This window comes from Brevibacillus sp. FSL L8-0520 (genome assembly GCF_037963895.1).
Classification (GTDB): Bacteria; Bacillota; Bacilli; order Brevibacillales; family Brevibacillaceae; genus Brevibacillus; species Brevibacillus borstelensis.
Window position 1 is genome coordinate 728,832 of the sequence record NZ_CP150171.1, and the last position, 23,449, is coordinate 752,280.

Below are 23,449 nucleotides of genomic sequence, written 5' to 3' on the forward strand. Positions count from 1 at the left end.
TAAGGGGTGTTTTTCATGTTTTAAACGTTCTCTGGCAAAAGGATTTCATCCCGTACATGGTGGGATGATTAAAATCTAGCAAGGATATGTCGAAAAATGATAGAAATTGTAAATAAATGAATAGATTCAATTTATTTACAATTCAGTATTTTTGTACTAGTATAAAAATCAGGGAGGTGAATCATCATGTTCCAAAAAATTTCCAATCTGTTTGGCGTGTCGCCAATGTACGTGCCTTGCGCTGACTCCGGCTTCATTGCTGGCCCGAAGTATGTTTGCGAGTATGTCACTTGGTCCGGTTGCCAAACTACGGGAAACAAAACCTACATCAAGTACACATACGACACCAGAAATGGCGAACGGTGTTCGGAGTCAAAGGTAAGATGCTGCTAGATTTGATTGGATGAGCAAGAGTTGACAGATTTGCTTTCATAGGGAAATTTCATAAGTTGCATTGCTGATGAAAAGGAGAGCCTTCAGATGTGGCCTCCTTTTCATCATTGGCAAGTGGCAACAGCCATTCTTTTGGGGGTAGACATGATCGCTGCGTATATAGGTTTAGCCTTGGGATGGACTCTTTTATCGCTGAATATCTTAAACTATGTAAAAAGATTGAAGCTGGAGATTTCCTACCTTCCGGAACCTGCACAGCAAACGAAAACCGTGAATCACTCTGTAGGCATGCCGATCCATGACGCGATTGAGCTGCCTGATGTCGTAAAAGATACGTACGCGGTCCTTTTGGTTTCATCGCCTACCTGCCATCCTTGTCATGAGGCGTTGGCTGAATTTTTGAAAGAGAATCGGAGTCTGCAAATTCCGTTTGTCTGCCTGGCGGAAGCAGATCAGGCTGATTACTTTGAAAAATTCCGGGCCGACTATAGCAAATGGGCCGAGATTGTTCCGGTCAAGGAAGCGGTTCTAAAAAGATTGGGCATCACGAGGTTTCCCACTTTCTTTGTCATCGATCCAAAAGGGGTTATACAGCGCGAGTTTCTGCTGGTTCATTTTTTGGTGAAGTATGTCGAACAAATTCGCGTCAGCCTTGAGACAGGTGGAAAAGATGGACAATAAATATCTTGCCAAGGCATTACGGTACGTGTGGCAAAAAGGAAAGTGGTGGCTCTTCCTATCTGTCACACTGAGCGTCGTAACCGGTTGTTTCCCGTTTCTCACCTTATGGGTGTCAAAGGAACTGATCAACGAGGTCACACGGTTTATTCAAAGCAGCACGAAGGAATACGCACTTTTGCTCTTGTTGTTGGTTGGACAATTCATGCTGAGTATTCTATCATCAGCAGTTAAAAATATTCGGGAATACCTGGATAAGAAAATGGAATGCACGTTGGATTTCGACGTGCAGCAGATGATTTTGGACAAAACCTCGTCTGTTCCGGTCATGTATTTTGACCTGCCCGACTACCATGATCATCTGCAGCGCATCTCGGGCGGGGGAGCCAGATTTTTATCTCCGGTGCGAAGTGTCATTGATATGTTGCAAGCCGGCATCAGCTTGTTTTCCTACGCGCTTTTTTTGATTGTGATCGATTGGCGCCTGGTGATCCTGAGTCTGGTGGCTACGATCCCTATCTTTTATATCCAGGCGAAGTTCGGCCAGAGGAGATATCGCCTGCATCTCAAGCAAAGCCCGGTAGCCCGTGCGGCAGATTACTACAAGTATCTGTTGCAGGATCGCAAGTCGGCAAAGGAAATCAGATTGTTCGGCCTGGCTTCTTTTTTTCGCGAGAGATGGGCGGAAAAATTTATGCAGAACACGGGAGAAACGCTTCGCCTGGAAAAGAAGCAGCAGGGCTCCGAAGTGGGCTTGGAGGCGTTTTCCGCTTTCTTTTACATGGGAATTGCTGTCTCGGTCATATGGCTGGCCCGGACAGCAAAAATGAACATTGGCGAATTCGTCGCAATCATACAGGCGGTCCAGGGGGCGCAGGAAACGTTCACGAGAATTTCCATGCTGTTTGCCAAACTATATGAAGAAAAGCTGTTTATCAAGGACTTCTATCAATTTTTTGAGCGCGAGGATGAGAGAATCCTGATTGCTGCCGGAAACGAGCCTTTTCCGTCCACGATCCGGCAGGGGATCACATTCAATCAGGTCTCCTTTCGCTATGTACAGGGTGATAAAGAGGTTCTTTCCGACATTTCCTTTCATATCCACCCGCATGAAAAAATTGCGATTGTCGGTCAGAATGGCTCGGGGAAAACCACATTGGTAAAGTGCCTGATGGGGCTTTATCCTCCTACGAGCGGGCAAATCAAAATCGATGGCAGAAGCATTGCGGACATCGACGAAAATGAGCTGCATAAAAATATCACTGTAATTTTCCAGGATTTTATTCGCTATGATCTGTCGGTTCGCGAAAATATCGCGATTGGCAACATCGCGGGGATAGATGATCTGGACCGCATCCGAAAAGTTGCAGAGCTGAGCGGGGCGGACGCCTTCATTCGCCAGCTTCCGGAAGGGTATGAGACTTACTTGGGCAGGCTGCTCGCCGACGGGGAAGACCTCTCCGGCGGGCAATGGCAGAAGGTGGCGCTGTCGCGGGCGCTTTTTCGTGACAGTCAAGTAGTCATTCTGGACGAACCGACAGCGGCGCTGGACCCGATCGCGGAAATGGATATTTTCAGCAAGTTCAAGCTGCTTACGGAAAACAAAATCGCGATTTTTATTTCCCACCGGATGGCCGCCTCGAGGATGGCAGACCGAATCATCGTCATGAAGGAAGGGAAAATCGTCGAAATGGGCACCCACGAGGAATTGATGGCGCTTGGACAGGAGTATTACCAGATGTACCAGATGCAGGCGCAATGGTTCTCATCGGAAAGGGAAGGGGAAAGGGAGGCAGTCGGGTGGACGAGCTGACATTTGTGTTGCGAGTGTTTCTTGGCACGCTTTTTTTAAGTACAGGCATGAGCAAGTGGAAAAACATGCAGGAGCATAGCGTGATCGTGAAAGAGTATCGCATTCTTCCCGCCTCTTCCATCCATTTATTCGTTCGTGCGGAGACAGCGGTAGAGCTTTTGGCGGGGGTATTGCTGTTTTTGGGGTTGTTCCAAACGTTTGGCGCTTCTCTTGCCGTTCTGTTGCTGATCCTCTATTCGTTTGCGATTGCCCTGAATTTGTTTCGCGGACGAAGAGAGATTTCATGCGGCTGCGGCGGTGTGGCTGGCAATCATCGCATTTCGTGGCTTTTGGTTGTTCGCAATCTGCTGTTGATGCTGCTGGCAGGGTGGGTGTTTTTTTCACCGTCCCAATGGGGCAGCATCGAAAGCTTGTGGATAGGCGAGGTTAGCCGGTTATTCAACCTCTCCGTTATCCAAAATGTGCTGATGGCGTGGGTGGCCTTGTTGTTTCTTGCGATGATCAACGGGGTTTGGGAAATATATGCCAAGGTTCGGCTCTTTTTGCGGAGGCAGTAAGCAGAGAAGGGGGATCAAAATGAATAGTCTGGCGATCTCGAATGTATTGCTGTGGGTTGTTGTGTTTGTTCAATCCATCATCTTGCTTTTCTTTATTCGGTTGGTCGTTCAATTTTTAAACCGGTTTCGAATCAGCGACAAACAGGTGGAAATGGCGTCCTTATCCATTGGCGGTTCAGCGCCGTTCTTTCGGGAAAAAAATCAGCAGGGAGACATCGTCGAACTGAATGATCAACAGATAGCACAAACATTGCTGCTTTTTACCAACGATCATTGCGGGACCTGCAAGGCTGTCATATCGGAGCTGCAGCATGTGAGAAACCAGTATCCGCATGTGAGGATTATTGTGGTCGCAAACCCGATCTACTATGAAAAGGGCATGGAGATTCCGGAGGGTATTCATCTCATCCGTTCAGAGGAGATCATGCAGAAATACCAGATTCATATCGTTCCGACTGCTATTTTGGTCGGTGAAAACAGAATGATCCGTGACATCAAGCAAGTGAAAGACTATCGGGATATCGAATCCATGTTCAATATGCCAGTCGTTAAAGTGGGTTAGGAAGAACGGTCGCGGACTTGTCCGGCTGTTGCATGGATCAAAGGAAACCAGGTGGATCAACCTTCCATACATAAGAGGCGCTCCCGACTGCATTCTCGGGAGCGTTCACCATTTCTGCCACAAGAGCAGGACGAATAAGGTATTTACAATTTCTGGGGATTGGACTACTCTGCTATTACATGGAAATGAAACAGATGGAAAACAGGTTCCGTATGTGAGCAGTACCTTTGCTTACCGCAATGACCCGATGAAGAGCAATCCGCACGATAAAACCGCATCGGCTTTCCGGAAAATGCGACCTGAAAGCTACAGATGAAAAAGCAGAGGAGTGTGACGCCATGACCATGACCATCCAAATCAAAAACCTTGCCAAAACCTATAGCGGAGACGGAGTAGCAACCACCGCGCTCCGCGATGTAAATCTTACCCTGCATCATAAAGAGTTTACGGCCATCGTCGGTCCGTCAGGCTCCGGAAAATCCACCCTGCTGCAACTGATCGGAACGCTCGACGTGCCTACTGCAGGGACTATTTTCTACGACGATGTGGATGTCAGCAAGCTGAGAGGAAATGCGCTGGCCGACTTCCGTTTTGCCCAGATCGGCTTTATATTCCAGCACTTTCATCTGCTCCCGACGCTAACGGCTTTGGAGAATGTCATGTCCCCCTTGTTTCCGCGAAAAGTCGGCTACGACAAAAAGGGCAGGGCACAGGAGCTGCTTGATTGGGTGGGCCTATCGCATAAACAGAATGCCTTGCCCTCTCAATTGTCCGGTGGCGAGCAGCAGCGTGTGGCAATCGCCCGGGCTTTGGTCAATCGGCCGAAATGGCTGCTGGCCGACGAACCGACAGGCAATCTCGATTCGAACAACGGGGAGATGGTCTTTCAACTGTTGCGAAAATATCAGCAGGAGCATGGAAGCGGGATTGTCTTTGTCACCCATGACGAGCATTTGGCTGGCCGGACCGACCGGAGGATCGAAATGCGGGATGGCAGTATGATAGCCGACACGATGAGGTGAGCTCATGATTCGTTATATATGGAAAAACTGGTGGCGCCACCCGGAGCGCTTTCTTTTGCTGCTCGTCGGCATGCTCATCATCAGCTCGACGCTCAGCTATTTTGTGGGCGTCACCGAGAGCAACAACGGGACAACCCAGGAAATTTTGCAAAAGCGCTGGAAGGCCGCGTACCATATCGTGGTTCGGCCGGAAGGGACACGCAGCGTGACGGAACAGGACCAACTGCTGGAGCCGAATTATTTGAACGGGTTGTACGGGGGGATCAGTCTTGACGACTACGCCTGGATCAAGAGTTTGCCGGACGTGGAGGTTGCCGCTCCGCTTGCGCCGATTGGCTATTCGGGGACCACATTTACGTATGGAAAAGTAATTGAAAAGCCAAAAGAGCCGGGGATTTATCGCCACGTTATGGTAACCTACAGTAACGACGGAGTGCATGTCATTCCTTCAGTTGAACGTACCCGATATTATACAAATGGACTTTGGAGTATGCCCGGTGACGAAGAAGAAACACGCCGACTTTATGGTGTAGAGTCATGGATCCTCGATCTCTGGGGATTTTTCAATCAACTTCTGGTGGGCATTGATCCCGTGGAAGAAGCGCGTTTGGTCGGATTGGACCAGGCTGTCATGCCAATCGGGGAAAGCCGCTATTTCACAGAGAAAGACAAAGCGGAGACGGACGATGCCGGGGAAGGGCAGAAGGTGACCAAGCTCCCTATTTTGATGAGCAACCGGATAGACGCCGATTTCAGTTTTGTGAGCAGATATGAACGATTGAAGCTGCCGTTTTCCACCAGGGAAGAGGCCGACCAGACCATGAAGGAGGTCGCGAGCAAGGGCGGCGCGTCGTATCTGGATCAGTTAGAGACGGAAGGAGAGCCGATCGAATACGCCTTCGGTTCCAAAGAAGCCCATGCACTGCTGTTCGCAAGTCTTTCGGGAGTTGACAGCCAAACGGGAAAACCGTTTCTCCGCTATCAAAATAACAATCGCTGGGCCTACATGAGCAACACGCTAAATGATAAGCCGGGCCCGCTTGCATTTGAAAAGACAGCCAGTCCCTATCCGGAGCGCTGGAACTACGCTTATGGCGTAAAAGCTGTCAAGCCGGAGATTCCCAAGGACATACAAGAGTTTTACGGGTACATGCCGGACGATTTCCGCTATTCCTTTCGCCCTTTCCGGTTCGTGGACAATTGGAACTGGAGCCACCTGATCGAGCCGTATTGGGTAGGCTTTTACGACCCGGAGAAGCTGGCCATTTCCAAAGATCCGATTGACGAGCTGCCGATGGAAACGTATCGGCCTGCGGAGGCTCGCCTGGTCCTGGACAAAGACGGAAGGCCGGTGAATCCGCCTGTTTCCGTTCGTCCTTCGCTCAACCCGTTTGGTTTGCTCACCAATCCGCCCCTGATGCTCACGACCATTGATGCAGCGGCACAGCTGATGGGAGACAAGCCGATCGCATCGATTCGGATCAAGGTAAAGGGAGTGGAGGGTGTCAGCGAAGCCAGCCAGCAAAAGCTGGAGGAAGTGGCCAGGGAGATTGAGCAGCGAACCGGGCTGATCGCCGACATTACGCTTGGTTCCTCGCCGCAGCCTGTCCTTGTGCATGTTCCCGCCAACGGCAGCTATCCGGCAATGGGCTGGATCGAGCAATTTTTTGTGAAGCTGGGCAGCGTGTTTACGCTCTTTCGCGAGGTTTCGCTTGGCTTCTCCGGCATCATGGGCATTGTCATGCTGATGGCTGTCACCTACGTTTTCGCGACCAACCTGGTGACGCTGTACGCCCGTACCAACGAATTCGGACTGTGGCTGGCAGTCGGGTGGCGTCCCGGGCACGTGGCAGGAATCCTGTTTCTGGAGGCTTGCCTCTTGGGAGGCATTGTGACTCTCATCAGTTGGGCCATTGTCGGGATGATTGTTCTGCAGCAGGGAGCAAACGTTCCATTAGAGCGTGTGATCGGCATCGGTTTGTGCGGGATCGTTATTTACGTACTGGCCGCAATTCCGGCTGCTTTTTTCGTGAGCAGGGTATCCCCGTTGGTGCTCATGCGGACGGGAGAGCTAAAGCCGGGTTCACGCCGCCTGATTCGGGTGCAAAGCAGCTTCTCGCTGGCGCTTGGCCAATTGCTGCTTCGCTTTCGCCGCAGCCTCCTTTCCGTGTTTGCCATCGCGGTGCCGACCGGTCTTTTGGTGTTTTTCGGCTTCGTCACTTTCCGCCTGCAAGGGATGATGTATACGTCATGGCTCGGGCAATATGTGGCAGTGGAGATCGGACAGGAGCACTACGTGGCGATGGTGCTCGCGCTGGTGATAGCGGTGTTGACGACAGCGGAAATCATTTGGCAGAACGTCATGGATCGAAAAGCGGAGCTGCTGCTGCTCAAAGCGATGGGCTGGCGCAACGGAGCGATATTCCGCCTGATTCTATCGGAAGGGCTGCTCTGCGGGCTATTGGCGGCCATCGGCGGGATCGGGCTGGGAGTGCTCGTGATCGCCGTGCTGTATCGGCAGTTTCCGGCGGAAGACATGTGGCTCTTGCTCAGTGCCGGGCTGATTCCCGTCCTGGTAGGGGTGCTTGGGGCTATATTTCCAGCCGTCATGGCCGTGCGGTTCCGTCCGGCAGAAGGGCTGCGCGGTTCCCAGAAAAACCGCAGGCGGACAGAGCGTGTGCTGCGCGTCATGATGGCAGTGCTCCTCATCGGCAGTGTGGCCGGGGCGACGATCAGCGCGATTCGGCTGTGGCAAGCGTCTTCGACTGAGCAAGGGGCAGAGCCCGGGCAAGCACCCGGTGAACAGCCAGTGCCATCTGCAAATCCAGACCCGGCACAGGGAGGGTCCAATCAGGGGAAAGAGGGAACGGGGACGCCGCCTAAGCAGGAGAAAGCAGCTGGCGACCTGACCGGCTTTGCTCCCGAGCCCGTACCGGAGGGCAGCAAGGCCAGCTACCAATTGTTTTTCCGCATGGACAAATCAAGAAGGTTTGCGGCGAAAGCGGACATACGGGTGGAGAACCTCTCCAAAGATAACTGGGATCAGCTGGTGTTTTACTTTATCCCCAACGTTTTTACGAAACAAAACAAGCCTGAAGCGGTGAAGGGCACTGCCGATGTGAGCATTGACAAGGTCGAGCTGGATCAAAAGCAGGCGGCATACCAGCTTTCCTCCGATACACTGGCGATCCCGCTGGATAAGAAAATGGCTCCGGGCGAAGTCAGGACGGTGCACGTATCGTACTCGTTTACTGTGCCGGAAGAAGGACTGCGCTTCGACAAAATGGGGCAGCGCTATTTTCTGGCCCAGGCTTATCCGATGCTCGCCACGTACCGCAATGGCTGGAACAAGCAAGAGTACCGGATCAACGGGGAGTCTTATCATACAGGCTACTCCGACTTCACCGTTTCCTACGATCTGCCGCCCGGCTATCAGTTCGTCAGCTCCTCGGACGAAGACCCGGCGGAAGCACGGCAAAGCGGCGAGGTTGCCATTTCACGCGTCCGGGAAGCATTTGCGGCCGTGGTCAAAGATGTCACGTCCATTTCGGAAACGGTGGATGGCGTACAGATACGCGTCATCGGCGAGGAGGCAAATCGGCAGAAAATGGAGGAAGCCCTGCGGACAGCGGCGGAAGCGGTTCCGTTTTTCTCAGAGAAAATCGGCAAGTACCCGCACAAGCAGCTGGACATTCTGCTCGATGGCAGGGTGGATATGGAGTATCCCGGAGTGGTCGCGGTAGCCGCGAACAAGACCGGCTCGTCGCTGGAGCATACCGTCGTCCACGAGATCGGGCACCAGTGGTTCTACGGCATGATCGCCAATGACGCCTATCATGACAGATGGCTGGATGAAGGCTTGACCGAGCTGGCTTCCGCGATGTTTTTCCTCGACTACCGGAAGCAATCGGAGGACGAAGTGTTTGCCGCCATGAAACAGGCCGCCCGAGCTGCCGTTGATAAACCGTCAAACCTGCCGCTGGACCAATACGAGGGCGAAACCTATGCTTATTTCTACTCCGTGCCGCCCCTGCGTCTATGGGAGCTGATCTCCACCTATGGCACTGCAGAGGACGGCTGGCGTTTTCTGAAGGCCTACTGCGAGCGGTATTCCTACCAAGAGGTGGATACAAAGGAGTTTGTCCGGTTCGCCACAGCGTATTTTCCGGTGACGGAGACGTATTTTGCGGAGTGGCTCAAGCTTTGAGAAGGTTGTCTTAAGGCAATGTGAAGGAATAAAAGAAAAATATAAACACCCCCGGCAAATGTCGGGGGTAATGTTGACGTTAATACCAGTATGCTTTGCAATTGTTGGAGGTGTCTTTGGTACCAAGGGACACCTCCTTTGCTTTACATTCTGGCGTTGCTATGACAGCTCAAAAAATTGGTTGCAGGCACTAATCTGTATTGTTCTAAAAGGGTGCCTCTTCTACAACAAACCAGTTATCTTTGCCTAGTATCTGTAAAATCGGCTCAATAGACTCTTCTGTAAATTCCTCCAGATTCAACTCCTTCACTACTTCAAAGGGCTTGACATAGAATCGGCCATTCTCATCTTGAACGTATGCTAGGTATTTTCTATCTACTACCTGTTTGCCAATTTGATATTCGAAGTCATACCATCCAATCTTCTTAATCTTTTGAGTAAGAGTAGTAATTTCTGTGGCTGTTTCCAACCATTGGAGCATACTTTTTTTCTCATTTTCTTCAAACCATATCGCGGCTAATTCCGGCTGGGCTTTTATAGAGTCTGAATTGTAAATATGCTCCTGTATGGCGTGTAAGTTTGTCCCCGGAAATTGACTTGCCAAGGATTGGGCGGGTGTCTCTTGTGGGGCATTATTTGGTGTAGTTTCTTGGGAAGTGCAGCCCGATAGGAACAGTACGAATATGAAAATTAGCAAGAGCTTACTTTTCACAGATATTACCTCCCTCATATTGAAAACACCCCTCGCTTATAGCGAAGGGCATGCCTTATTAACTCAATCCCAGTCTGCTCCCCAATATGATTTGAAGAGACTCTGGAACAAATAGTTTCCTCCTTTAATATTTGGAAGTTGCTTAATATCCAGGGTATGAGGCGTGTATTTATAGAGAGCCCATGTTCCATAATTTTTAACCCAGATGTAGTTTTTATAAGTGACACCATTGGAGGTTTTGGTGCTTCCGTAATTGATGTTTTCAAACAGAACGGGGTAACTACCGCCTGGAGATTGATACCACAAATCCTTAAACAGTTTTGTTCCTTTATCGATCTGAATATCAAAACCGCTGGTTCCCTTCAAATCTCCACCATCAGTGGCACCGTACCCCATCGCGTAGTAAAAACGGCGAGACGAGTATGGTTCGCTTCCGGGCTTTGCGGAAACAAGGCTTTGCTCTTTTTGGAGGGTGACAATAACCACTTTCGGATTCATTCTGTGTGTTTGCGCAGCGTCGTAGATAGCTTTGGATGGAAGGATGGTTTTGTTGGTATTATAAACTTTTCCGTTGGAATCTTTCCTCCAAATTTGCACAGGATCCTTCAAAATGGAACCCTTCTCTTCAAAAAACGACTGAATCTCCCTTTCTGTCATAGAGTTATGGTTGATAAATTTGTCTGATGCACCTGATGAGCAGGGGCAAGAACCAGGAACTAGGTTGTTCATAAGGACTCCATTCACAAAATAATCTTCGTAGGTGGTTTTACTTTCGATATGTAAGGAGTCTTCATCGTTTGGTTTGTTTTCCAGATTGATCTGGTTGTCCAATTTTTCTTTCTCACGGTCTTCGTGATCGAGGGTTGTAAATTCCGGAAAATTATAATCGCTCTGAGAAAGACTATGAGTAAAAAGTTCCTTTCCGTTTTCATACTCGGTTATTTCGACGAAGTTGTCCCGCTTTTTGTATCTTTGTGTTCTCCCTTTGTTATCCACGGATTCAGTCATGATCCCGTTTTGATAATGATAAGTCACTTCAAGCCCATCGGCATGAAACTCTTTTTCGATTTTTCCGTCTTCATCGTAAAGCATAATATTTACGCTTTGTTTCGTTGCGAATTGTGGGAGATCCTCAAATGTTGAGGGGGTATCTTTGGCTAGAATCGGTGTACTGCTAAACAAGGAGCTTGCGGAAAGGCCCACTGCTAGTAAAGAGAGTAACGATGCTTTCAAAAAGTTATTTCTCATTAGTACCATCCTTTCAAATATTTTACAAAAATAAATTAACATATTTGCATCATAAAAGAATGTCGCTTTTTGTCATTCACACAGATTTCACGTTTGCGTTTTTAAGCTTCCTCAGCTTAACAGTGATTTCTTTAAGCCCCATGCAAGCGAGTGTCCAAGGAGAATCCCAGTTTGTGAAGTGGAATAACTCTCCGGCCTTCAACGCAGCTCCCACCTTACAAAACTGTAAGGAAGATGAAATGTAACTCGATGGTTCCAATCTCCCGGGCCTTTTACAATAAAGACAATTCATACGAACCTTCATACAGGAAAAAACGAACATACGGGAGCAAGGACCATGAATACTGTGAGAAAACTTGAGTCAACCGACCACGGGCACATATATGAAGAATATTCGGCGAAAATTTACCGCTATTTCCGCTACCGCGTCCGCAATGTTTGGGACGTGGAGGACTTGACGACGACTGTGTTTGTCAAGGTGTACTCCAAGCTCGACCAGTACGACGGACGCCATCCTTTCGGGGCATGGATTTTCCGGATCGCCCACAATACATTGATCGACTACCTGCGCAAAAAACGGGAATATCCGGCGGACCAAGAGGTGTTCTCCAGCCTGGTCACAAGCGAAAAGCTGCCGGAGGAACGGGTATTGAACCAAGAGTCTCATGAAGACCTGTGGAAAAACGTTAAGACGCTGACAGCCGACCAGCGAAATGTAATTTCACTTCGGTACCTGGCCGATTTGAGGATGAACGAAATTGCCGAGATTCTCGGAAAGACGGAAGCGTCAGTAAAAATTCTGCATTTCCGCGGGATCAAAAAGCTGCAAAAAATGATGTCTCGTGTATGAGAGAACGGGAGGCAGCATAGAAAAAACGGGATGGATCACAGGATCTGTCCCGTTTTTTGGAGTTTTTTAAAAAAGGCTGGGATCGGATGGGAGTCGATTCTCGCAACCCATACAGTTGGCTTCGTTCATTGGGGGCTCATCCGATTTTTTGGTATAGTAAAAATAGAGATGACGGAAGTGAGGCGGATGATCAATGTCGACAATCATGATCGTGGAAGACGATCCGAAGATTAACCAGCTGCTTCAAGGGCAGTTGGAAAAATACGGGTACCAAACGATAAACGTGGACCATTTTGACCGGGTGATGGATGTATTTTCCCAGGGCCAGCCTGATTTGGTCCTGCTGGATGTCAATTTGCCCAAGTTTGACGGGTTTTACTGGTGCCGCCAGATTCGCCAGGTGTCGAACTGTCCGATCCTGTTCATTTCCGCGCGGGAAAGCAAGATGGATCAGGTGATGGCATTGGAGAATGGAGCGGACGACTACATTACCAAGCCGTTTGATTACGATGTCGTACTGGCGAAGATTCGCAGTCAGCTGCGGCGCGCTTACGGGATGTACGCTCCCCAGGAAACGGAGCGAACCGTTGAGGTAGCAGGCTTGCGGCTGTTTTTGGAGCGGATGGAATTGATGATGGGGGACGAAAAAGTAGAGCTGAGCAAAAAGGAAGCACTGCTTCTGGAGGCGCTGCTCAATCAATATCCCCGGGTGGTCAGCCGCGAGCGCCTGTTGGAAAAGCTGTGGGATGAGCAGTTCGTCGATGAAAATACGCTCAACGTCTACATCACGCGTGTGCGCGGCAAGCTGAAGGAGCTGGGGCTGGACGGGGCGATTGAAACTGTCCGCGGCTCCGGGTACCGCCTGAAGGTCACGTGGGAGGATGCGGAATGAAGCTGTTCTTGCGCGACCAATGGGCATTTCTGGCGATGTTTTTCATTCAGCTCTTCCTCTTGATCCTGATTTTCGGCCTGGACGGCTACTGGAATCCTTCTTTGATCAGCTATGCGATTTTCCTGTGCATTTTTTTCGCCGGGTGCTTTTTAGTGATCCGCTATCTGGCCAACCGGTACGTATACAAGCGGCTGAGCACGCCAATTCGAAACCTCGAGGAACTGACGCTGACGCATGGCAATGCTCCGCTCGGACAGGCGATGGATCAAACGTTCCAAAACCAGTACCGGCTCTTCAAAGAGCAGCTCCATACGTATGAGACCAAGCAGCGGGACCATACGACCTTTATCCAGCAGTGGGTCCATCAGATGAAAACCCCGATTTCTGTCATTCACCTCCTGCTGCAGGACGATGACGATCCGCGGATTGAAAGCGTGCGTGAAGAAGTGGACAGGATCAAAAGGGGGCTGGAGACGGTTCTGTACAGCGCCAGGTTGGACCGTTTTGAGCAGGATTACCTGATCGAGCCGGTGTCTCTCAGAAAGCTGGCGCAGAGCGTTGTGTCGGAGAACAAGCGGCTGTTTATACGCAATCAGGTGTATCCCGAGCTGGCTGTAGATGAACACTTGGTGGTAGAGTCGGATGAAAAATGGCTCTCCTTTGTGCTAAACCAGCTGTTGACGAATGCAGTGCGCTACTCGGACAAAAAGGGCAGCAAGGTGACGATCCGCTCGTATACCAGGGGACAGCTTGCAGTCCTGGAGGTAGAGGACAGCGGTATCGGCATTCCGCCGGAGGATATCCAGCGCGTGTATCAACCGTACTTCACCGGAGAAAACGGCCGCAAGTACGCGGAGTCGACCGGTATGGGGCTTTACTTGGTGAAGGAGATCTGCGGACGCCTTCATCATTCCGTAGAGCTGGAGTCGGAGGTTGGTGTGGGAACAAAAGTCCGCATCGTCTTTTCGGCTGTTGTGCCAACCTTACAAGAACGTAAGCTGGATGAAAGCTAATTCGATGGATGAACATGCGCGCTTTCCGTATAGTGGTAAGCAGTAAAGGATGCTACCTAATCTATAAGATCAGGCATGAAATGAAAGGAGAAGCGCACATGGATATGCTGCATGTAAAGCGCCTCAGCAAAATATACGGCGGCAGGGTCACGTATCGGGCGTTGACCGACATCGACTTTACAATTAAAAAAGGGGAGTTCGTCGGCATCATGGGTCCGTCCGGAAGCGGGAAAACCACGCTTCTGAACATGATTTCGACGATTGACTCCCCGACATCGGGCGAGGTGCTGCTCAATGGCACCAATCCGCATGAATTGAAACGGAACCAGCTTGCCTTGTTCCGCAGAAGAGAGCTGGGATTTGTCTTTCAGGACTTCAATCTGCTCGATACGCTGACAGTTGGCGAAAACATCGTGCTGCCGCTGACCCTCGACGGCAAAAGCGTCGCTGAAATGGACGAAAAGCTTCAGACCGTCGCGGAAAAGCTCGGGATCGTGGACATTCTGGAAAAGCGGACGTACGAAATATCGGGAGGCCAGCGTCAGCGGACAGCCATCGCCCGGGCGATTATTCATACGCCCTCCCTCCTGCTGGCTGACGAGCCGACCGGCAACCTAGACTCCAAAGCATCCCGCAACGTGATGGAAACATTGGAGACGATCAACAAAAACGACGGCACGACGATGATGATGGTCACGCATGACCCGCTTGCGGCCAGCTATTGCCACCGCGTCATCTTTATCAAGGACGGCCAGCTACACAACGAGATGTATCGCGGAGAAAGCAGACAGGCATTCTTCCAGAAAATCATCGATGCGCTGTCGCTTCTGGGAGGGAATACGCATGACCTTTCGTCAATTCGCGTTTAACAACGTTTCCCGGAACAAGCGAACCTATGCCGCATTTTTTCTGAGCAGTGTGTTTTCGGTGATGATTTTTTTCATCTACGCGATGTTCATCTACCATCCTGGCGTTGAAAACGGCGAGATTCACCGCTTTGTCGCCCAGGGGATGGTGGCGGCTGAATACATCATTTTTCTGTTTGCCTTCTTCTTTCTCTTCTATTGTGTCGGAGCGTTTTTGAAAAAAAGGGAAAAAGAGTTCGGCATTTTAATGATGCACGGCATGACGCAAGGCCAGAGGAACAAGCTGATCTTCATGGAAAACATGATGATCGGATCGCTGTCCATTGTATTTGGGATCGGGCTCGGGATGGTTCTGGGGAAACTGTTTTTCCAATTTGCCGGGTTCCTGCTCGATGTGGAACCGCTGCCCTTTTATCTTCCGTTGGACGCCATGGTGCTGACCATTGTTTGCTTCTTGTGCCTGTTTGTGGCGATCTCCGTCTTTACGGTGCTGTTTTTGAAACGAAGCAACCTGCTGGAGCTTTTGCAAGGAAGCCAGCGTCCGAAGCAGGAACCAAAAGCATCGGTTTTCTTGTCTCTGCTCGCAGCTGCTCTCCTCGTGATGGCGTATGCGCTGGCGATCTGGGCCAAAGGCGCGTTTGTGATGGTCCTGATGTTTCCAGTCATCGCGCTGACGATCGCCGGGACCTATTTGCTGTTCACGCAGCTCAGTGTATTTTTGATCAGGCTGATGAAGCGCAACCGACATTTTTACTGGAACAAGACCAACCTGGTCACCTTGTCTGACCTGGCTTATCGGATGAAAGACAACGCCCGCATGTTTTTCCTCGTCTGCATCGTCTCTACCGTGGCGTTTTGCGCGATCGGGACACTGGCTGCCCTGGCCTCCTCGATCACGGAGACGACAGTGAGGACGAATCCGTATGCGTTTGAATATCTGACCACCGCAGACGCGAAACAGCGGGAAGCGACAACGGCCAGGATTGAGAAAGCGCTGCAAGACGCCGGCTTTCCGTTTGAAAAATGGGAGGTAACAACAAAGTACCTGTCCGTTAACAAAGAAGAGCATCAAGGGGTATCGATTGTCGGGGTCACCGAGTACAATCGCGCGGCCCGTGCCGCGGACGCGGATGAGGTGCAGGTAGGCGACGGAGAAGCTGTCTACTATCAACGCTGGCCGGGCGAGGATGTAAGCGGTGCAGAAGACGGCTCGTTGACAGTCGCCGGTCAACAATTGAAGCCCAGAGGTATCGAAGGGTTTTCGGTAATAAGATCCTTGAGCGGCAATCAGTTGGTGATTGTGGCAGACAGCGTTTATGCCCAAGCAAAAGAGAGCAATTTTGAACACAACTATTTCTACCAAGTGGACAGATGGAAAGAGACGAAAGAACTGAGCGAAAAGCTGGAAGCAGAAATTTCCGAGGAGCATGACGGGGCGTATTCCTTCGGAGCCCGCGCTCCGATCTATCAAGAGTTGAAGCAAATGGCCAACACGAGCTTGTTCATCGGATTGTTTGTCGGCGTTCTGTTTTTCGTAGCGGCAGGAAGCTTCTTGTACTTCCGTTTGTACACTGATCTGGAGAGCGACCGCAGACAATACGGCGCGATTACAAAGATTGGCCTTTCCGAGAAGGAGCTTTCCCGCATCGTGACGACGCAGATCGGGCTGCTGTTCTTCGTTCCGATCATCGTGGCCATCGTACACAGTGCCGTCGCGTTTGTCTCGCTAAACAGCCTTCTGAAGCTGATGATGATCGCGTCCGTGGTAAAGCCGACGGCGATCGTGCTGGCGAGCTTTGTTCTCGTACAATTTGTCTATTTCTGGATTATTCGCAACCGCTACTTGTTCAACCTGAAGCGGTCCATGCAGTAACGTCCAAGAGCTACGATATGCAGGCGTCGCAGCGGAGAGAGGCTCCGCATGCGGCGCCTGCTTTCGTCTGTTCAGGCAGGCGGGCTTATCAGAATTTTAGGGAAAATATTGCGCTTGGGCAGGTTCCATATTATGCTAACTAAAAATCTGATTATCGTCCTTGTCCGGCGCATATCTTCGTGTGATAGGCGCTGATCAAGCGAAAACGAGTAGAAAAAGGCAGGGGGAGCATGTCAACGAGTTTGGAAGGTTCACGATATTTTGAGTTGGACGATTTGGATTACGGTATCGCCAAAGCTTTGCAGGGGAATGCGCGGCTGCCGTTTACCCAGATCGCCAAGGAACTGGGGGTGACAGAGAAGACAGTTCGGATGCGGGTACAGCAGATGCAGGAGGAAGAAGTGCTCAGTCTGATCGGCGTACTGAATCCGGCCAAGGCGGGACTGACGCTGTCATCGTTGATCCAGTTGGCAGTCGAGACAGGCAGGCTCGATGAAGCGGCAGCCGAGCTGCAGGCTATTGAAGAGGTCCGGCAGATCGTCCTGACCTCGGGAGAATATCAGATCATGATCCAGGTATTGCACAGGGATTACGAGGAGCTGTCCGGCTTTTTACTGGGCAGGCTGAACAAGATTTCCGGTATTGTCCGCATGAATGTCATTCATGAATTGAAATTATTGAAATCATCTCATACATATCTTCGTTGAAATGGAAGGCAGAAAACAGAAAGGGAGGACAGCATGATTTATTGGAAGTTGTTTCTTGCCTTTTTTCGAATCGGGATTTTTGGCTATGGAGGAGGACCGACGATGGTCCCCTTGTTTTATACCGAATGCGTGAAGAAATACAAATGGGTAAGCGAAGAGGATTTTACCGACAACCTGGCGATGGCAAACGCGCTTCCAGGCCCGATCGCAACCAAGCTGGCCGCATATATCGGCTACCGCGTAAAAGGCTGGATGGGCGCGCTGGTCGCCAACTGTGCGGTGGTGCTGCCCACTGTGCTGGCGATGATTGCGCTGCTGCAGGTGATCTATCAGTGGAAGGATTCCCCGGGCATATACGGCATGATTCAGGCGATCCAGCCAGTCATTGCTGTGATGACGGCCGTACTGACCTGGGAGTTTCTGCAAAAGGGCTGGCAGGGGAGCAAGAACAAGAGCGGAGCTGCTGCCGCTTTGCTTTTATCGGTAGTGGCTTTGCTGTTTCTTGATCTGCATCCAGGGATCGTTGTGGGCATCGCCCTGACCCTTTCCTTTGGCTACGCCACCTGGGCGGTCCGCAAGCAGCGGAGCAGAGGGGAAGGAGAGGGAGAAGCATGATCTACCTGCAACTGTTTTGGGCGTTCTTCATCTCCAACATCCTCGGGTACGGAGGCGGGCCGCCAAGCATCCCGCTGATTCAGAATGAAGTCGTCGACCACTACGGCTGGATGACGATGCAGGAGTTCGGCGAGGTGCTGGCCGTCGCCAATGCGCTTCCAAGCCCGATCGCGACCAAGCTGGCGGGCTATGTCGGCTACCAGGTGGCAGGCGTCCCCGGAGCGGCGGTCGCCCTTCTCGCTACCGTAGCTCCGACAGCTATCGCCATGATTGCGCTGCTCGGCGCTCTCAACCTGTTTCGCGATGCCCCCCAGGTAAAGGCGATGACGCAATCGGTTCGTCCGATCGTGACGGTGCTGCTGGGGATCATGACCTACGAGTTCCTGCTCGGAGCCGTCGAAGGGATCGGGTGGATGCAGACCGCTATCCTTTCGGTCGCCGCTTTTCTCCTCTTGGAAAAGTGGAAGCTGCATCCCGCCCTGGTTATTCTGCTCGCGATGGCGTACGGGTTTTTCTTTATCAACTGACCAGTTGAAAGGAGCACGTCTTATGACATTCTTTGACCCGATGGAATACCCGTATGCGTCCCGCCGGATGACAGCCTATGCCAGAAACGGGATGGTGGCAACCTCGCAGCCGCTGGCGGCCCAGGCGGGACTTGATATGCTGAAGCGAGGCGGAAATGCCATCGATGCCGCGATTGCCACCGCCGCCTGTCTGACTGTCGTAGAGCCCACCTCCAACGGGATTGGCGGCGACGCGTACGCGCTAGTCTGGACGAAAGGCACGCTTCACGGCTTAAACGCAAGCGGCCCGGCGCCAAACGGCATTTCCATCGAGGCCGTAAAAGCGGAGGGGCATGAGAAAATGCCGACGTACGGATGGCTTCCGGTAACAGTACCAGGTGCGCCGGCAGCATGGGTCGAGCTTTCCAGAAGATTCGGCAGGCTTCCGCTTGCAGTCGTGCTAAAGCCGGCAATCGACTATGCGGAACAAGGCTATCCGCTGTCGCCGACACTCGCTCATTTTTGGGAAGTGGCCTATCACAAATTCAAGCAGCTCTGTACGGGCCCGGAATTCGCCCATTGGTTTTCCACGTTTGCTCCCGCAGGAGGTCCTCCGAAAGCAGGGGAAATCTGGCGCTCGCCCGGACACGCAAAGACGCTTCGGAAGATTGCCGAGACCGAGGGAGAAAGCTTCTACAGCGGGGAATTGGCTGAGCGGATCGACGCCTTTTCTCGCGAATCTGGCGGGTATCTTCGTCTGGCCGACTTGGCTGCGTACCGGCCCGAGTGGGTCAAGCCGATCAGCGTCAACTACAGAGGCTACGATGTGTGGGAAATACCGCCGAACGGTCAGGGGCTGGTCGCGCTTTTGGCGCTGAATATGCTGAAGGGCTTCGATTTTGACGCCAGGGATTCGGCCGAAACCTGCCACAAGCAAATTGAGGCGATCAAGCTGGCTTTTGCCGATGGACTGCGCTACATCACGCAGGAGGACAGGATGAGCGTCAGGGTGGAGGACCTGTTGGCCGAGGAGTATGCAGTGTACCGCCGCAGCCTGATCGGGGAGCATGCCGGAATACCCGAACCCGGCAAACCGGTTGCCAGCGGTACGGTTTACCTGGCGACAGCGGATGGCGAGGGAAATATGGTTTCGTTTATCCAGAGCAACTACATGGGATTCGGATCAGGGATTGTCGTTCCGGGTACGGGAATTGCTCTGCAAAACCGGGGGAACAACTTCTCGCTTGATCCCGCGCACGACAATCGGCTGGAGCCGGGGAAAAAATCGTTCAATACGATCATTCCTGGCTTTTTGACCAAAGACGGGAAACCGGTTGGACCATTCGGGGTCATGGGCGGATACATGCAGCCGCAGGGTCACGTGCAGGTGGTGATGAGCACTGTCGACTTTCATTTGAATCCGCAGGCCGCCCTGGATGCTCCGCGATGGCGCTGGGTGGAAGGAAGAACGGTGGAGGTCGAGCAGCATTTTCCCGAACAGATCGCACAGGAGCTGAAGAAAAAGGGCCATGACATCAAGCGGGTGACGGGCTTCGGCGGATTTGGCCGAGGCCAGATCATCTGGCGGGATGAAAACGGCGTCTTGATCGGCGGGACCGACATGCGGACGGACAGCTGCATCGCGTCGTGGTAAACAAAGTAAAAGGGAGGGGGCGCGAGCAGTCGCGTCCTTTTTTCTGTACAGGATGCGTAGTGCAGAGGAGAGGTGATGAGACTTTGTGGTAAATGCGCTTATCGAGCCGTGGATTTCAAAAAAATAGGATCGCTATTGGAAAGTGAACGACTGACGGCCCTCCGGGAGCCGTCAGTCAAACGTAAAGGTTACGATCTGCCGCGATTCTGTATCAACCCCGACAGCCACGGTATACTGATCGTCTGTAAAATAAAAGTACTGCTTTCGGTCGCCCGTGCTGACGGGAGAACACTTCACCAATTTCACGGCTTGCGGGCTCAAAAGCGCCCGAGAGCGGACGTAATCAGCCGCGATCCGCTCCAGCTCTTCGGTCGACAGCGATGTTGTCTGTGTTGTCTGTTTGTTCATTCGATCTATGGAAAGGGAAAGGATTTGCTTCGTCTTTGGGTCTATAACCGCATGGAAGGCCGCGATTTCTCCGTCCTGCGGCTTTCGCTTGAGAACGGCATGGACGGGCACTCCTCGGTAGATAGGCTGGTGCGTATCGCTGTCAATCAAGGAGTCGGGATCTTCCAAAGTCACTTCCCGGTCCTCTATATCTACTTCGGCTTGAAAGAATTTCTTCACCGCCGCTTGGGCGATGGCGGCAGCCTCAGCCTTTCCAAGGCCCTGGACCTGCTCAGGGGAGGACTGGCGCCCGCAGCCGGTCAGCAGCAACAATACGATACTTATTACGACAATCCCCAACTTCTTCATTTCTTTCGTTTCCTCCACCAAGTGTCAAACTTTCTCTACTAACAAAGGTACTATACAAACAGCCGACAATAAATCGATTTACCTTTCCCTCACCTTACAATTCTGTAATGTGCATATGTTTTGGCATCATCCCGTAATTTGTGGGGAAGAAACAGGTTTTTTGACTAACATTGCAGAAATATTCAAAAAAAGCGACCGGGGGGAAAAGTTATGAGCATACAGCAATTGCGTGAAGCCATCCAATCGTTTATTCGTCCTGACACTTTTCCGGTGGGGATTAAAATTGTCAAAAGCCAGAGCGAGCTGCCTGCAAAAGCAAAGCGCCCGTCACAGGATCTGGGCTATCTCATCACCATCTGCCAGGCGGTCAGCTTTTCCCGTCGATACGGCTGGACGATTGCCATGAACGGCGCGGATCTCTCCTGTCCGATCGCTCAGGTGGCATTCGGCTATGAGGAGCAGCTTCCGTTTTATTCCGAAGGGCATCTCGCCTGTGGCATGTACACGGATTCTCTGGAGGCTGGCGCCAAAAGCGAGCAGGATGTACCCAAGCTTTCGCGGGAAGAGAGCGGGTATTACGTCTCGTTTCCGCTGGAGCGTGCTCCTTTTGACCCGGACGTGGTCGTCATTTACGGAAACTCCGCCCAAGTCATGCGTCTGGTGGCGGGAATGCTGTACAAACGGGGCGGATCGATCCCGTCGACGTTTTCCAGCCGGGCCGACTGCGCCGATATAGCGATCAAGCCGCTGCAGACCGGAGAGCCGCAGGTGATCGTCCCTTGCTATGGCGACAGGCTGTTTGCGCAAACACAGGATCACGAGATGGCTTTCAGCTTTCATTTCCGCGACGCGGCGGAGCTGGTCGAGGGCTTGGAGGGTACGAACCGGGGCGGCATTCGCTACCCGATTCCCACCTACCTTCGCTACCAGGCAGAGTTTCCGCCGACCTATCAGAAGCTGGCAAGCATGTTTCCCGGTGCGGTGTCAGAGGCAAGCGCGGGGGAGGAGCAGGTAAGTCAAGGGAGCAAGCTGGTTCAGACGGAAGGGAAGGAATAAAGCAAAAGTGGCCTTAGCGGGCCTCAAGGGCCAAAAGAGTCAAAAGAGCCAATAAAGCTAAAAGAGCTAAAGAAGCTAAAAAAAGGCAAAGGACCCCCCGAAAAGGAAAAAGACCCCAAAAAAGAAAAAGGCCTCAAAAAAGCAAAAGGCCCGAAAAAAGCCAAAAGAAACGGAGAAGAAAGAGAATAAGAAAGACTGCACGCCACCTCAAGCGAGCAGTCTTCTGCTGTGTAAAAAAGTTTTACACCAAATTCTCCGGATTCAGACCTTCCAGCTCCGGCAAGACAAACCGTCCGTCTTTGCGGATCAGTACATCGTCAAACCAGATTTCACCGCCGCCGTACTCTGGGCGCTGGATTTGCACCAAATCCCAGTGAATCGAGGAGCGGTTGCCGTTGTCTGCCACGGTGTAGGCATTGCCGGGGGTGAAGTGGAAGCTGCCGGCAATCTTCTCGTCGAACAGGATGTCGAGCATCGGGTGCAGAATGTGCGGGTTAAAGCCAATCGCGAATTCGCCGATATAGCGGGCACCGTCATCCGTATCCAGGATTTCGTTCAGGGCCTTCGTGTTGGAGCTGGTGGCCTCGACGATTTTTCCTTTGGAGAACGTAAACTGGACATCGGTAAACGAGATGCCGTGGTAGTTGGAGGCGGCATTGTAGAAGATGGTTCCTTCCACAGAATCGCGGATCGGTGCGGTATATACCTCGCCGTCCGGAATATTGCGCTTTCCGTCGCACTTGATCGCGGGGATGCCTTTGATCGAGAAGGACAGGTCCGTTTTCGGTCCGGCGATCCGGACGCGGTCTGTGCGCTCCATCAGCGCTTTGAGCGGGTCCATCGCCTTGGACATTTTGGAGTAGTCCAGGTTGCACACATCAAAGTAGAAGTCCTCGAAGCCTTCGAGACTCATGTTGGACAGCTGGGCCATCGACTTGTTCGGGTAGCGGAGCACGACCCAGCGCTTGTTCGGTACACGCTCGTTCGTGTGAACCGGCTGATACCAGTGACGGGAATACAGGCCCATCTTTTCTTCGGACACGTCTGCGTATTCATTGATATTGTCGTAAGCGCGAACGGCGATGTAGGCATCGACGTCCTTCATACGGGCGAGCTCATGCTTGGCGATCAGCTCCATGTGCTCTTTGCTTGTCCCTTGCTTCAAGGCACGCAAAATCTCCTGATCCTTCAGCGTTACCAAAGGGAGTGCGCCTACAGCGAACGCTTCCCGCACCAGTGCGCGCACCAGCGGCACCTGGATGCCGGTATTTTCAATGAGGACTTTTTCCCCTTTTTGCAGGTTGAGCGAGTAACGGATGAGGCGACTGGCTAGCTCGTTAATGCGCGGATCTGCCATTGTGTGTAACCTCCATAGTAAAAAAATTTTTATCCATCATATTATCGCATAGCCGAAACAGCCGTGCCAGTCGTTAGGACGAGCATATTTACGATTTACCGGGCCGCTAAAA

The 23,449-nt window shown here is 51.7% G+C and carries 20 protein-coding genes; 16 read left to right on the forward strand and 4 right to left on the reverse strand.

The window, feature by feature from the left end; all coding sequences use genetic code 11:
- Positions 1-480 precede the first annotated feature (480 nt).
- The 6 genes from NSQ24_RS03995 (at position 481) to NSQ24_RS04020 (ending at position 9,232) form a co-directional block, all read left to right on the forward strand.
- Positions 481-1,074 (forward strand): redoxin domain-containing protein, encoded by a 594-nt coding sequence (locus tag NSQ24_RS03995; RefSeq protein ID WP_003389488.1) that lies wholly within the window; start codon positions 481-483, stop codon positions 1,072-1,074.
- Positions 1,064-2,884 (forward strand): ABC transporter ATP-binding protein, encoded by a 1,821-nt coding sequence (locus tag NSQ24_RS04000; RefSeq protein WP_251256006.1) that lies wholly within the window; start codon positions 1,064-1,066, stop codon positions 2,882-2,884. Before NSQ24_RS03995 ends, NSQ24_RS04000 begins: the two co-directional genes overlap by 11 nt.
- Positions 2,872-3,441 (forward strand): MauE/DoxX family redox-associated membrane protein, encoded by a 570-nt coding sequence (locus NSQ24_RS04005; RefSeq protein WP_003389486.1) that lies wholly within the window; start codon positions 2,872-2,874, stop codon positions 3,439-3,441. Before NSQ24_RS04000 ends, NSQ24_RS04005 begins: the two co-directional genes overlap by 13 nt.
- A 19-nt stretch (positions 3,442-3,460) precedes the next feature.
- Positions 3,461-4,003, forward strand: coding sequence for a thioredoxin family protein (locus NSQ24_RS04010; RefSeq protein WP_339167279.1), 543 nt, complete (start codon positions 3,461-3,463; stop codon positions 4,001-4,003).
- A 338-nt stretch (positions 4,004-4,341) separates the two neighbouring features.
- A complete protein-coding gene (locus NSQ24_RS04015; protein ID WP_122957559.1) occupies positions 4,342-5,025 on the forward strand; it encodes an ABC transporter ATP-binding protein in 684 nt (227 codons plus the stop codon).
- 4 nt (positions 5,026-5,029) lie between these two features.
- A complete protein-coding gene (locus tag NSQ24_RS04020) occupies positions 5,030-9,232 on the forward strand; it encodes an FtsX-like permease family protein (protein WP_339167280.1) in 4,203 nt (1,400 codons plus the stop codon).
- Positions 9,233-9,437: 205 nt separating this feature from the next.
- Here NSQ24_RS04020 and NSQ24_RS04025 read toward each other — a convergent pair whose 3' ends face one another.
- Positions 9,438-9,944 (reverse strand): hypothetical protein, encoded by a 507-nt coding sequence (locus NSQ24_RS04025; RefSeq protein WP_024984810.1) that lies wholly within the window; start codon positions 9,942-9,944, stop codon positions 9,438-9,440.
- A gap of 63 nt (positions 9,945-10,007) precedes the next feature.
- Positions 10,008-11,192 carry a hypothetical protein gene (locus tag NSQ24_RS04030; RefSeq protein WP_227278014.1) on the reverse strand — a complete coding sequence of 395 codons (1,185 nt, stop codon included), beginning with the start codon at positions 11,190-11,192 and terminating at the stop codon, positions 10,008-10,010.
- A gap of 337 nt (positions 11,193-11,529) precedes the next feature.
- Here NSQ24_RS04030 and NSQ24_RS04035 point away from each other — a divergent pair, with 337 nt between their 5' ends.
- The 9 genes from NSQ24_RS04035 (at position 11,530) to NSQ24_RS04075 (ending at position 20,168) form a co-directional block, all read left to right on the forward strand.
- On the forward strand, positions 11,530-12,042 hold the full coding sequence (locus NSQ24_RS04035; protein WP_003389478.1) for a sigma-70 family RNA polymerase sigma factor: 513 nt from the start codon (positions 11,530-11,532) through the stop codon (positions 12,040-12,042).
- Between the two features lie 193 nt (positions 12,043-12,235).
- Positions 12,236-12,934: a response regulator transcription factor gene (locus NSQ24_RS04040; RefSeq protein WP_003389477.1), complete on the forward strand. Its 699-nt coding sequence runs from the start codon at positions 12,236-12,238 to the stop codon at positions 12,932-12,934.
- A complete protein-coding gene (locus NSQ24_RS04045; protein WP_339167282.1) occupies positions 12,931-13,947 on the forward strand; it encodes a sensor histidine kinase in 1,017 nt (338 codons plus the stop codon). The genes NSQ24_RS04040 and NSQ24_RS04045 overlap by 4 nt, the downstream gene beginning before the upstream one ends.
- 98 nt (positions 13,948-14,045) lie before the next feature.
- A complete protein-coding gene (locus NSQ24_RS04050) occupies positions 14,046-14,816 on the forward strand; it encodes an ABC transporter ATP-binding protein (RefSeq protein ID WP_003389475.1) in 771 nt (256 codons plus the stop codon).
- The gene (locus NSQ24_RS04055; RefSeq protein WP_339167284.1) at positions 14,791-16,686 is read left to right on the forward strand and encodes an ABC transporter permease; all 1,896 of its coding nucleotides are present in this window, start codon (positions 14,791-14,793) and stop codon (positions 16,684-16,686) included. Before NSQ24_RS04050 ends, NSQ24_RS04055 begins: the two co-directional genes overlap by 26 nt.
- A 230-nt stretch (positions 16,687-16,916) precedes the next feature.
- Entirely contained in the window at positions 16,917-17,393 is a 477-nt protein-coding gene (locus NSQ24_RS04060) for an AsnC family transcriptional regulator (RefSeq protein ID WP_339167286.1), read from the forward strand.
- 33 nt (positions 17,394-17,426) lie between these two features.
- Entirely contained in the window at positions 17,427-18,008 is a 582-nt protein-coding gene (locus tag NSQ24_RS04065) for a chromate transporter (RefSeq protein WP_243014223.1), read from the forward strand.
- Positions 18,005-18,535, forward strand: a complete 531-nt coding sequence (locus NSQ24_RS04070) for a chromate transporter (protein WP_024984816.1) — start codon at positions 18,005-18,007, stop codon at positions 18,533-18,535. The genes NSQ24_RS04065 and NSQ24_RS04070 overlap by 4 nt, the downstream gene beginning before the upstream one ends.
- Before the next feature lie 22 nt (positions 18,536-18,557).
- Positions 18,558-20,168 carry a gamma-glutamyltransferase family protein gene (locus tag NSQ24_RS04075; RefSeq protein ID WP_039070061.1) on the forward strand — a complete coding sequence of 537 codons (1,611 nt, stop codon included), beginning with the start codon at positions 18,558-18,560 and terminating at the stop codon, positions 20,166-20,168.
- Between the two features lie 171 nt (positions 20,169-20,339).
- On the opposite strand, the gene NSQ24_RS04080 is transcribed toward NSQ24_RS04075, so the two are convergent.
- Entirely contained in the window at positions 20,340-20,924 is a 585-nt protein-coding gene (locus NSQ24_RS04080; RefSeq protein WP_039070060.1) for a hypothetical protein, read from the reverse strand.
- A 210-nt stretch (positions 20,925-21,134) separates the two neighbouring features.
- On the opposite strand from NSQ24_RS04080, the gene NSQ24_RS04085 reads away from it, so the two are divergent.
- On the forward strand, positions 21,135-21,980 hold the full coding sequence (locus NSQ24_RS04085; RefSeq protein WP_039070059.1) for a DUF169 domain-containing protein: 846 nt from the start codon (positions 21,135-21,137) through the stop codon (positions 21,978-21,980).
- 241 nt (positions 21,981-22,221) lie between these two features.
- Here NSQ24_RS04085 and NSQ24_RS04090 read toward each other — a convergent pair whose 3' ends face one another.
- Positions 22,222-23,337, reverse strand: coding sequence for an aminopeptidase (locus NSQ24_RS04090; protein WP_171506113.1), 1,116 nt, complete (start codon positions 23,335-23,337; stop codon positions 22,222-22,224).
- Positions 23,338-23,449: the final 112 nt, after the last annotated feature.